Consider the following 12,468-nt stretch of genomic DNA (forward strand, 5'->3'; position numbering starts at 1 on the left):
TCTGCGGAGGACTACCATGCTGATTGAAAATCATGAATTAACGATGAGCCATGTCGGGTTAGGGAATTTGAATGAGTACGCGCTGCTGCTGTTATTCGGCAACGCACACAGTCACCATTTAACGGACGGAACGGGATTCCGGCCTGATCAGATGGCCGATCACCAAGGGCTGATTTTGTATCCGGCTTATTTTATGACACATCTCAAAGTTCCTTCAGATAAGCCTCTTGATCAGTACCGATTATGGGACGAGGTTTCCGTCGGAGTCGATATCTCCCGGTTTGGAGAAACCATATTAGAATCTGATTATTTGTTTGGGCCGAAAGGAGCGGTCAGCACTGATAAAAGCGAGTGGGACCGCGGGCGGTTTCCTTCTATGAAAGCCAATAGTTTAATTGTCGTCGACGTCACACAAACAGAAGGTTCGACCCGCAAAGTCTCAGCGCCTAAGGCTGAATGCATTGCGGAACTTTCTAAGCTAGCCAAGCCGCCTTACGCGCTGATGCGGTCAAAGAAAATCAGAACGGATGCTTTCGGTATGAAGCCGGGCAACCTCAAAACAGCAGACCCCGTTTCATATCGGGTTCCTGTTGATCAGGATGCTGCGCCGGGGCATGCCATGGTGTTTGCGAAATTCAGCAAGATAATGGATGCGGCGGAATTTGAATGGATGACGCGCCGGTCGAAGCCGGGTTTTCCGGTTTCAATCGCGCGGCATTTATTTCTGCTTGAGAGAGAGACGTATTATTACGGAAATTGTTTTGCAGATGAAGAGCTTGATATTTATATGACGGGACACATTGAAGAATGCGATCCCGACTTTCACGGTGATTCCCTCGGTATGATCTCAGTGGCGAAAATCAGCTATCAGATTGAAGTCTATATGAAAAGAAATCATACATTGCTGGCCATTTCCAAGGTGGATAAGCTGCTGGCGGTGCCGACCTCTTCACAAGATCATATTCCGGATTATAAACGGGTCATCAGAAGTTTATAAAATGAAGAATGGAGCTGAAAGCAAATGGAACAAACCAAGGAAATGAAGCAGATCATCGCTCAAATCATCCAGGACATTCAAGAACAGCAGTCATATCGGGCCGTCGAAGCGGGAGATGATGTGAGAGTCATAGAGGATCTGGGCTTCTCATCACTGGATATCGCTCAATTAGTCGCACAGATGGAGATGGAAACCGGAGTAGATCCTTTTTCCCAAGGAGAAACAATTTCCAGCATTACAACCGTCGGCAGCATTTGTGATATTTATCAAAAATATATGGACAGTGCTCAATCATGATAACAGAAAGCGGGGGAGATATCAGCTGGGTGACTGATAAGCTTAGGGAAACGCAAGACAGTGAGTTTCTCATTTTTAAAGGGCAGACTTTTACGTATGATGATTTGCTGACACGAATCAGCTTTTTTCAGAAAGAACTTGAACAAAACGGAATACGTGAAGGAGAATGTGTGGCGCTTATCGGGGATTATTCCCCGAACGCCATTTTTTTGCTGATGGCGCTTCTGTTAAACCGAAATATCGTTGTCCCTCTCAGCAATGAATCAAGGGAAAAGCATCTCGATATGTTTGAAGACGCGAAAGTGAATCAAATCATTGAAATAAATGAAAATGACAGCTGGACGCTTCGTGAAGGTTCTAAAAGCGCCTCTCACCCTCTGCTTGATGACCTGCGAGAGAGAGGAGAGTCAGGCATTATTATTTTCACATCGGGAACCTCCGGCAAAAGCAAAGCATCCGTGTTAAGCGCCGGCCGGCTGCTTGAAAAATACAAAACGGCGAAAAGAAAACCGCTGCGTACACTCATTTTTCTGAAATTGGATCATATAGGCGGCATTAATACGCTGTTTGCGATTCTGTTTAACGGGGGAACAATCGTCACATCAGACAGCAGAACGCCGGAGTCCGTTTATCGGGCGGTCGACAAACATGCTGTCCAAGTACTCCCCGCCACCCCGACCTTTTTAAACATGCTGCTGATGTCCAAGGCGGATGCCGGCTCCGGCTATAACCTCTCTTCACTCCAGCTGATCACTTACGGCACAGAACCGATGCCCCAATCAACGCTGCGCGGCATTCACCGGCTGTTTCCGGGGGTACGGCTGAAACAAACATACGGATTAACTGAACTGGGTATATTCTCAACGAAATCAAAAGACAGCCAATCCACTTGGATGAAAGTAGGCGGTGCCGGAACAGAGACCAAAATTACCGGAGGCACGCTTTGGGTCCGTTCTGAGTCGGCGATGCTCGGCTATTTAAATGCACCGTCACCTTTCGATGAAGACGGCTGGTACGACACCGGTGACCAGGTGGAAACAGACGGCGAATATATAAGAATTCTCGGAAGAAAGAGTGAAATTATTAATGTGGGCGGAGAGAAAGTGTTTCCGGCAGAGGTGGAAAGCGTTTTTCTGGAGATACCGAATGTCCGGGATGTGCTCATAACGGGCCGAAAAAATCCGATTACGGGCGAGATTGTCGCGGCAGAGGCCGTGCTTGAAAAAGAGGAAGATATCAAATCTTTCAGAAAGCGGGCCGTAGCTCATTGCAGACAGAAGCTGCAGCCATATCAGATACCGCAGATCATTTCTGTTACAGATCGGAAACTGTCTAATGACCGATTTAAAAAAATAAGAAACGTGTAAAACAGGAGGTACATATGAATAACGGAAAAGTAGCGGTCGTCAGCGGAGGAAGCCGGGGGCTCGGAAAAGCGATTGTACAGGCGCTTTTGGATGAGGATTACAAAGTAGCCGCTTTCAGCCGCAGTGAATCTGATTTTATTAACACATTGAGAGAGAGTGAAAAGTACCGCGGCCGCTTTTATTGGGAAGCGGCGGATGCGGCGGATGATGCCGCCATGAAACAGTTTGTTCTTCAAGTATACCGCAAGTTTTCCAGAATAGACGGCTTGGTCAATAACGCCGGTTTGAACCTTGATCAGCTGCTGCCCCTGACAAATGATGATGACATTGACCGCATCCTCAATCTGAATATCGGTTCAGTCATCAAGCTGACCCGAAACGTTTCCCGGGTCATGCTGAAACAAAATTCCGGATCAATCGTTAACATAAGCTCCATTATCGGCTCAAGAGGATTTAAAGGCACTTCTGTCTACAGCGCATCCAAAGCGGCTCTTGACGGCTTGACGCGAAGCCTGGCCAGGGAGCTCGGGTCCAAAGGAATCCGTGTCAATTCACTTGCGCCCGGTTTTGTGGACACCGATATGACGAAAAATATGCCGGAAAAACAAAAATCGCAAATTATCAGAAGGACGCCGATGGGGCGTTTAGGCGAAACAGACGATATGACCGGACTCGTTCGTTTCCTGCTTTCTCCTGAATCGTCCTTTATGACCGGACAGACAATGGCAATTGACGGCGGATTAACTTGTTAAAGCACAGAAAAATTCTTTTGTACAAGGGATGGTATCCTCATGAAATGTATTAACGAATTTTTAAGAACGGTAATAGCGCAAAAGCTGGGTGCCGAGGTGACCGAAGCAGAAGATAAAACCGCTTTTTTTACTCTTGGCGTGACGTCTCTCATCAGTGAAGAAATCATGACCATATTGCATAAAGAATTTACCGGCCTTTCTGAAACGCTGCTGTTTGAATATCCGAACATTGAGAAATTGAGTGAGTTTTTAAGTGCGCAGAAACGAAATCCCGAAAGCGTTCTTGAATTCAAAGAAACGGAGCCTGATACGGGAAGCCGGCTGGAAGAAGAATTGCTTCCTGTACAGGCGGCTGAAAAGGTGCCTGAACCGGGAACGGACAGGAGCTCTGATATTGCGGTTATCGGAATGAGCGGGATGTTTCCGAAAGCGGAAAACCAGCATGATTTTTGGAACAATTTAATGGAAAATAAAGATTGTGTCTCCGAAATCCCTGAGGACAGATGGGACAGCTCTTATTACTCGGAAGAGAAAACAGCAGAATACGCGTCATATAGTAAATGGGGAGGTTTTATTGATCGTCCGGATCGATTTGACCCGCTGTTTTTTTCTGTTTCCCCGTGGGAAGCTGATTTAATGGACCCTCAGCAAAAATTGTATGTCACGTGCTGCTGGGAAGCGATGGAGGATGCCGGTTACGGGAACCCGGCGGCTAGGCCGACGGATCAAATCGGTGTATTCGCCGGAGTGACCTGGAACGAATATTCATTAATTGCACACGAAGAAGGTTTTCTCAAAGATCAGTATAAAGGCCCCGGCTCCTTATATTGGGGCATTCCGAACCGGGTTTCTTATTTCCTTGATCTCCATGGGCCGAGCATCGCTGTTGATACGGCGTGTTCTTCATCGCTTGTCGCCGTCCATCAGGCTTGTCAGGCCATTATGTCGGGCGACTGTGAAATGGCGCTTGCCGGAGGCGTCAACCTCAGCTTACACCCGCAAAAATACATGTTTTTAAGCCAATCGCATTTTCTGTCTTCTGAAGGAAAATGCCGCAGCTTCGGTGAAGGCGGAGACGGTTACGTGCCCGGTGAAGGCGCGGGAGCCGTTTTGTTAAAACCATTGAAAAAAGCGATTGCGGACAACGACCACATCTACGGTGTCATTAAGGGGTCCGCCACTAATCACGGCGGCAAAACGACCGGGTATACGGTGCCGAATCCGGAAGCGCACCGGGACCTGATTTTATCCGCTATAAACAGAGCCGCGGTAAGTCCGGCGGATATCAGCTACATTGAAGCTCACGGTACCGGCACGGCACTCGGCGATCCGATTGAGATACGCGGTCTGTCTATGGCATTTGAGAAACAGACCGATGAGAAAAATGACTGCGGAATCGGCTCGGTGAAATCCAATATCGGACATTTGGAAGCGGCTGCAGGGATCGCCGGTTTAATCAAGGTGCTTTTAAGCATGAAACATGAAACGCTTCCCGCCAGTCTGCACGCCGAGGAACTGAACCGCAAGATTTCTTTTTCTGATTCGCCATTTTATGTCGTCCGAAACAATCGGCCGTGGCCGGCTGAAGGAGATAAACCGAGAATCGCCGCAATCAGTTCATTCGGCGCAGGAGGCTCTAATGCCCATCTGATCGTAGGTGCTTATCAGCCAAAACGGCAAGCGGACGGGAATACTGAGCAAAAACCGCATGCCGTCGTACTAAGCGCACATTCCGAACAGCAGCTGAAAGAATATGCCGGAAAATTGAGCTCCTTTCTTGCCCGATTGGAAAACCCGCCTTCTGCCGGCGGATACAGCCTGGAAAATATCGCTGCCACCCTATTGTCAGGCAGAGAGCCTTTCTCCTTCCGGCTTGCTGTCATTGCATCATCCCTTTCAGAGCTGAAACAGCGATTGAATGGATTTGTAAGCGGTCACGGAGAAGGAAGTCATATTTACTTCGGAAAAGCGTCACCTGGGCGGCCGGACGTTTCAGGCCAATCCGTTTCAGATCCTGAGAAATTTGCCGCGCTGTGGGTGAAAGGCTTTCAAGATTGCAAAAAGCCGGAAACGCCGTATCAGAAAGTTCCGCTTCCTACGTATCCGTTTTTAAAGGAAACGTCCTGGCTGACCGATCAAAAAAAGCGGTATACAAAAAAGCCCCAAAATACCAAAAGGCGTGAGGCGCTGCATCCTCTGCTTGATGAGAATGTTTCATCCGCCCGGAAAGGGACGTTTCAAAAGATATTTTCCAAGGATGAATATTTCTTTAAAGATCATTTAGTGAACGAAAAATATGTGCTTCCCGGAGTCTGTCATCTGGAAATGGCGGCATACGGCGCGGGATTGTGGGGAGAACGCCCGGTCGTCTCTCTTCAAAGTGTGTGGTACATGGAGCCGATTGTGACAGGGACAGACCCAACATCCGTCATGATAGAGTTTGAAGCAGAAAAAGAGCGTATAAGCTATGTCATTAAAGAAAAAGGAGCGGACGGCACCCTCTTTTCGCAAGGAGAAGTGATTTGTAAAGAAAAAGGAGCGCCTTTTGAGGCCCCGGTCTTTCAGCTCCCGGCGCCATTTGCGCAGAGAACGGAGCCGAAAGACATCTATCACTCGTTCTCTGAGGCGGGAATCGTGCAAAAGGACAGTTTTCAGGTCATCCGCGAATTCTCTTATACAGAAAGGAAAGCACTGGCCAAATTAACGCTCCCGTCACACTTGGAAGCCGATTTTAAACAGTACATCCTACATCCGTCCTTAATGGATGGCGCTGTTCAAACTGCAATGGCGCATGTGCTGCAATTTCAAAAAGAGCCTGCGCTTATCGTACCGTTTTCCTTCGGAGAAATACAGCTGCTTGAACCGTTAGCGAAAACCGTATTTGTGCATGCGGAGGTAAAAGCGGCCTCCGTTCACCAATTTGATCTGCATATTTGTGATGAGCGCGGCGTGCTGTTGGCGGCAGTGAAAGATTTTATCATAAAAGAGGTGCAGGAAAGCGCCGGGTTTAACCAAAAAGCCGGCGCCACACCGAAGAAAAGCCGTGAAACAGAATTGCTTATGACACCGGTTTGGAACACCGTCACCATTCCGGAAACCGGCATGTCTTTCATGCGTGAAGAAAAAATAATCGTCATCGGGGCCGGGCCGGATTTTCAGCAGGCTTTGAAAGAGATGTATTCCGATGTCCGTTTTCCGGACATCACTTCTTTGGACAGCGCGGAACAAATGGCTGAAACACTGAAAGCGCAAGGCTCTTTTCAACACATGATATGGGCGGCACCGGATCATCCCATTCCATCCGTTTATGATGCGGATACGGCCGGCGGACAGGAGCACGGGGTCATGCAGCTTTTCCGGCTGGTAAAAGCGCTTCTGCTTCTGAATTTTGACACGGAACCACTATCATTGACAATCTGCACGTTTCAAGCACAGCCGATTCATGAACATGATGAGGTCAATCCGCTTCATGCAAGCATACACGGATTAGCGGGATCGCTCGCAAAAGAATACACCAATTGGAGCATCCGGCCTCTTGATTTGGAATCTCAAAGGGGAGACCGGCATCTTCCCGATGTCTTTTCTTTACCGGCGGACCCCGAGGGAAATCCGTGGGTCTTTCGTGCAGGTCAGTGGCACCGCCAGCAATTGGCCGTCTGCCAGCCTCATGCAGATGAGCCTTCGTTATACCGGCACGGCGGGGTTTATGTGATAATCGGCGGAGCAGGCGGAATAGGAGAAGTATGGACTGAATATATGATTCAGACCTATCAGGCGAAAATTGTCTGGATCGGGAGACGGAAAAAAGATACACAGATTGAAAGAAAGCTGAAAAGACTTGCGGCTTTAGGTCCCGCACCGCAATATTTCAGCGCGGATGCTGCGGATTATGATTCTCTCAATCGGGCGTATGACACCATTGTGAAGGAAAATGGACAGGTCCTCGGAATCATTCATTCCGCCATCGTGTTATCAGACAGAAGCTTTGCCAATATGGAAGAGGATCAGTTCCGCGCTTCACTTTCTGCAAAAACTGATGTCAGCTTGCAGATTGCCCGGGTAGCTGAAGGGGAACCGCTGGATTTCTTGTTGTTTTTCTCTTCGATGATGTCGTTTCAAAAAGCGCCGGGACAGAGCAATTATGCCGCCGGGTGCACGTTTAAAGACGCTTTTGCTAAGCGGATCTCACAAAAAGCGCCGTATGCCGTAAAAGTTGTCAATTGGGGTTATTGGGGAAGTGTCGGCGTCGTGGCTTCAGAACAATACCGGAAACGGATGGAGCGGGACGGCATCGCTTCTATTGAGGCGCCCGAAGCGATGAAAACGCTGGAAACCCTGCTTTCCGGACCTCATGACCAGTTGGCGATGATCAAAATGACAGATCCGGTTTTTATGAAAGACGATCTGAAAGAACAAGTAACGGTTTATCCGGAAAAGATTCCTCCCGCACTCGGACAATTAGCGGGTAACATCACGCAGAATGACGAAGCTGAGAGGTTAAAAGCATCAAGTGTAATGAGCTGCATGAGAGAGATGGAGTCCCTCATCGAAAAAATGCTTGTATCAACCCTTTATGAGATGGGCGCAAGGCTTGATGAGACTTTGCCGTTATTTCAATCGGCTGCCGGCATAACGGAACAATACAGCAGATGGCTGAAAGAGAGCTTTGTCTTCCTGACTGAATTAGCGCTTGCTCCGGAAAAAACGGATTTAGGGCAGGTGTGGGAGGAATGGGAGCGGAAAAAAGAGACTTGGCTGCGCCAGAAAGACATGAGGGCCCATGTCAGATTGGCAGAAGAGACATTGCGTGTGCTTCCAGACATTTTAACCGGTAAGCTTCCAGCAACCGAAGTGATGTTCCCTGACTCCTCCTTCCGTCTTGTGGAAGGCATTTACCGCAATAATATCATTTCTGATTTTTTCAATGACAAGCTTGCTGACACATTGATTGCAGTTTTGCGGGAACGTCTGGAAAAAGACCCGCAGGCGAAAATCCGCATTTTAGAAATCGGAGCCGGAACGGGCGGGACGAGCGCCGCGGTCATGAGAAAATTGAAACCGTATGAAGCGCATATTGCCGAATATTGTTTCACGGATATTTCTAAAGCATTTCTTTTACATGCAGAAGACATATTCGGTCCGGAATATCCTTATGTCACTTATAAAATATTCAACGCTGAGGAGCCGGTATCAACAGAAGCGCCGGACATCGGCACGTATGACGCAGTGATCGCGACCAATGTGCTTCATGCGACAAAAAATATACGCTCTGCGCTGCGCCATGCGAAAGCAATGCTGCAAAAAAACGGCCAGCTGTTTATAAATGAGATCAACAGCCGTACCATATTCAACCATGTGACGTTCGGCCTTCTTGAAGGCTGGTGGCTGTATGAGGATCATGATTTACGGATTCCGGGCTGTCCGGGGGTTGAGCCGGCCGGATGGGCGGAAGCGCTTTCGCTTGAAGGATTCGTCCATCCTCTGTTTCCGGCTGAAGCCGCACACGACTTAGGCCAGCAGATTATAGCGGCTGAAAGTGACGGAATAGTCAGGCTTGCCCTCCCGCAGGCATCAGAAGAAAAACCGGAGCGCCGTCCGTATGACGCAGATGGTCTTTCGGATGATACCTTGCATTTCAGCTTGAGAGAAAAAAGCGTTGAACTGATGAAGAAGTTAATCGGTGAAGCGCTTAAAGTGCCGGCGCATCGCCTTTTATCCCATGAACCTTTAACCGCATACGGATTGGATTCCATACTGGTCGTCAGACTGACCAACGCGTTAAAAGACGTCTTCGGTTCTGTCAGCAGCACTTTGTTTTTTGAATATCAAACCATCGATGAGCTTGCTGATTACTTTCTGTCTTCCCGTAAAGAAGCGCTCGAGCGGCAATTCGGGAATGGACAGGCTCATCCCGAAAACGCCGGACGGGTGCAGACTCCCGCAGAAAGCGCCGCGCCGATTCCAAACGTAAGAGAACGGGGGATCACATATCTGACGGAATTAATAGGAAAAACGCTGAAGATTCCGAGCGGGAGAATGGATCCGTCGGTTTCCTTAACCGCATACGGTTTGGATTCTATTCTGGTCGTCAGGCTCACAAATGCTTTTCGTAACGTGTTTGACCAAATGACCAGCACCCTCTTTTTTGAATATCAGACGATAGAAGAAATCACGGATTACCTGCTTCTTTCTCAGCGGGGAGCATTTATGAAAGCGATGGGTGTGCGTGAGGAGCAGCTGTCTGATCACACAGATAACCTGAATGTAAAACAAAATAGGATTCCTCAAAACGAGGAAGGCAGCAGGACAAACGGAGATTCCTATATCCAGGATATCGCTGTCATCGGTCTGTCAGGCCGGTATCCGGGCGCCGATCACGTTGATGAGCTGTGGGAAAATGTAAAAGCCGGCAGGCATTCTATTACTGAAGTGCCGAAAGATCGCTGGGACTGGAAAACGTTTTATAACGAGGAACGCGGAAAATGGGGGTCCATTTATTCAAAATGGGGCGGTTTCCTCGATGACATTGATAAATTTGATCCGCTGTTTTTCCGTATATCTCCCGCGGAAGCTGAAAGGATGGATCCGCAGGAAAGGTTGTTTCTGCAGACTGCTTATTCAAGCATTGAAGATGCGGGGTATACCCCGGCCGCGCTTTGTGACAGCCGGAAAATCGGAGTCTTTGTCGGTGTGATGAACAGCAATTACCCGACAGTTCCCAGCGACTGGTCTATCGCAAACAGAGTATCGTTTTTGTTCAATTTTCAAGGGCCGAGTATGGCTGTGGATACAGCATGCTCTTCTTCTTTAACAGCTGTCCATCTCGCTGCAGAAAGCCTGCGGAGCGGAATGAGTGAAACAGCGATTGCCGGCGGAGTCAATCTTATCGTTGATCCGGCCCACTATGAGCGGCTGTCCGCTTTTTCAATGCTGTCTCCCGGTGATAAATGCAAATCTTTCGGAGACAGGGCGGACGGTTTTGTTGACGGTGAAGGAGTAGGGGCGATTGTGTTAAAGCCGCTTGCTCAAGCGGAGAAAGACGGCGATCATATTTACGGCGTTATCAAAGGAAGCATGCTGAACGCAGCAGGCAGGACAAACGCTTATATGGTGCCGAATCCGAAAGCGCAGTTTGATCTGATCGCAGAGACGTTGAAACGGACAGACATTCACCCGAGAACGGTCAGTTACTTGGAAGCCCACGGAACGGGCACTGCGCTCGGTGATCCGATTGAAATCGACGGGTTAACAAAAGCTTTTCGCCTGACAACAGAAGACAGGCAGTTTTGTTCCATCGGTTCAATTAAATCAAATATCGGACATTTAGAAAGCGCTGCCGGGATTGCGGGGATCACCAAACTGCTTTTGCAATTGAAACATAAGAGGATTGCCCCTTCATTGCATGCGGCGGAATTGAATCCGAATATTGAGTTTGAGCACACTCCGTTTTTCGTACAGCAAAAAGAAACGGAATGGAAACGACCTGTCTTGAATATCACGGGTGAAATGAAGGAATACCCGAGAATTGCCGGCATTTCCTCGTTTGGAGCAGGAGGTTCAAACGCACATGTCATCATTCAGGAATATGTGCCGTCTGACAGCCTGAAACCAATGGAAAACGCGTCTGTTTCTCCGCAAAAACCGGCTGTTATTATTTTATCAGCGCGAAATGAGCAGCAATTGACAGAGCGCGCCCGCCAGCTTCTGGATGATGTCATAAGAAAAAAACGTTCTGACGGAGATTTGGCCAAGATCGCTTACACGCTTCAGGCGGGAAGAGAACCGATGGCTGAGCGGCTTGCATTTACGGCCGAGTCGATAGAAGAGCTGAAAATGAAGCTTATGAGTTTCTCAAACGATCATAATATCGAACATGCTCATATCTGGCGGGGCAGGACAGCCAAACATCATTCATTGGCGGCTTCGCTCACTTCTGATGAAGATATGGCGCTTACCATAAATGCCTGGCTGAAAAAAGGGAAATACGGAAAGCTGCTTGACCTTTGGGTTAAAGGACTTGACGTTGATTGGTCAGCTCTTTATCAGCGCAACCCGGGCCGCATCAGTCTCCCGGCTTACCCTTTTGCCAAAGACCGATATTGGGTCACAAAAGCTGATGTGTCACTTGACAAAACAGGCTCAGCGGAAAGTGAGAAAGCAGCCAGACTTCACCCGCTGCTCCATGCGAATACATCGACCTTTACCGCCCAGCGCTTTACTTCTGTTTTTTCAGGGCGTGAACCGTTTTTTGCCGATCATATCGTCAATGGAAAACCGGTGCTTCCGGGCGCGGCTGTTTTGGAAATGGCCCGGGCCGCCGTTACGCTTGCCGCTGAAGACTTGCCGGGCGGGAAAGCGGGTGTCCGGCTCAAACAGATCGTTTGGCTCCGTCCGGTGACGGCGCTTTCTGAAGGAGTGACGCTTCATGTAAAGCTTCAGCCGGAAGAAAACGGAGACATCGCTTTTGAAGCGTATGCCGAAGGAGAAAAGCCGCTTGTCTTTTTCCAGGGAAAGGCCGTGCTCGAAGAGACGGAGCGTGCTCCGGTACTCAATGTGGAAGCGGTTCAGGCGCGCTGCGGCGGCCGGCGCATGTCAAAGGCTGAGTGCTATGAAGCATTCGACAGCCTCGGCATTACCTACGGACCGTCTCATCAGGCGCTTGACGCCATCTATGCCGGGAGCGGAGAAGTGCTCGCGAAGCTCACTCTTCCGCCGTCCGCCCGTGAAGAAAAGGAGCCGTTCATCCTGCATCCGAGCATGCTGGACGCCGCCCTTCAGGCTTCAATCGGTCTCGTGCTCTCAGACGGTTCCGCGTCCGGACGGCCGTTCCTGCCGTTTGCCCTGCAGGATATGCAGGTGTTTTCTGCGTGCCGTGAGACGATGTGGGCGGTGCTTTCCTCAGCGGATGGCGCCTATCATATTGAGCTGTGTGATGAAAACGGCGCGGTATGTGTCCGATTGACGGGACTCACCGCCCGTTTTCTGGAAGAGGAAACGGAGGAAAAACCGCTCTTGCTTCAGCCAAAGTGGCAGGAATCACCGCCGGGTGAAGGCG

The 12,468-nt window shown here is 49.2% G+C and carries 5 protein-coding genes; all 5 read left to right on the top strand.

All coding sequences use genetic code 11. From position 1 onward, the window contains the following. Window positions 1-16: 16 nt before the first annotated feature. Window positions 17-997: an LnmK family bifunctional acyltransferase/decarboxylase gene (locus ACH32G_RS12800; protein ID WP_016939201.1), complete on the top strand. Its 981-nt coding sequence runs from the start codon at window positions 17-19 to the stop codon at window positions 995-997. A gap of 24 nt (window positions 998-1,021) precedes the next feature. Next, the gene (locus ACH32G_RS12805; protein WP_003153264.1) at window positions 1,022-1,294 is read left to right on the top strand and encodes an acyl carrier protein; all 273 of its coding nucleotides are present in this window, start codon (window positions 1,022-1,024) and stop codon (window positions 1,292-1,294) included. Beyond that, window positions 1,291-2,661 (top strand): long-chain fatty acid--CoA ligase, encoded by a 1,371-nt coding sequence (locus tag ACH32G_RS12810; RefSeq protein WP_016939200.1) that lies wholly within the window; start codon window positions 1,291-1,293, stop codon window positions 2,659-2,661. The genes ACH32G_RS12805 and ACH32G_RS12810 overlap by 4 nt, the downstream gene beginning before the upstream one ends. A gap of 14 nt (window positions 2,662-2,675) precedes the next feature. Further along, window positions 2,676-3,413, top strand: coding sequence for an SDR family oxidoreductase (locus ACH32G_RS12815; RefSeq protein ID WP_049626971.1), 738 nt, complete (start codon window positions 2,676-2,678; stop codon window positions 3,411-3,413). 39 nt (window positions 3,414-3,452) lie between these two features. Beyond that, on the top strand, window positions 3,453-12,468 hold a 9,016-nt coding region (locus ACH32G_RS12820; RefSeq protein ID WP_448814414.1), incomplete at its 3' end, for an SDR family NAD(P)-dependent oxidoreductase.

Source organism: Bacillus sp. CIS52, assembly GCF_053545315.1.